Raw genomic sequence first — 521 nt, 5'->3', positions numbered from 1 at the left:
TGCGTAAACGTCGTCCGACGATGCAAGCGTTAGCGAGCCCGTGTGAAATCAGCCAGTTGGCGATGTTCATCAACTTCGAAAATGACCCTACGTCAGAGCTGTCCGGGCGTTCACTGAAGGTGGATGTGAAAAATACCGATATCTTCAGTTTTGGTCCGGAACATAAAAACTTAGTCGGCAGTGTCGATTTGGTTTACCGCAACTCCTGGCATGAAGTGCGTACACTGCATTTCAAAGGCGAAACGGCGATGTTGGATGCGCTAAAAACCATTTTGGGCAAAATGCACCAAGATGCGTTGCCACCAGAATCGGTCGACGTGTTCTGCTACGCGAAAAACATGCGTGGAGTGATGCGTAATATGGTGTATCAGCTTCTTGCGGAATGCATCGACTTGCGTTTGAAGCCGGTGGAGCAAGAAAAACGCCGCCGCTTTAAAGCGATGCGTCTTGGTAACCAAACCTACGGATTGTTCTTTGAACGCCGCGGAGTGTCGGTGCAGAAGTTAGAAAACTCCATCGAT

General features: G+C 49.3%; 1 protein-coding gene. It reads left to right on the top strand.

Annotated features, from left to right (window positions below):
• Positions 1 to 521 (top strand): class I adenylate cyclase (locus tag R7190_RS30630; RefSeq protein WP_318138310.1); only part of this gene is annotated, 521 nt, incomplete at both ends.

It is taken from the genome of Vibrio sp. 1078-1, assembly GCF_033340475.1.
This window is presented reverse-complemented; position numbering and strand designations above follow the sequence as displayed.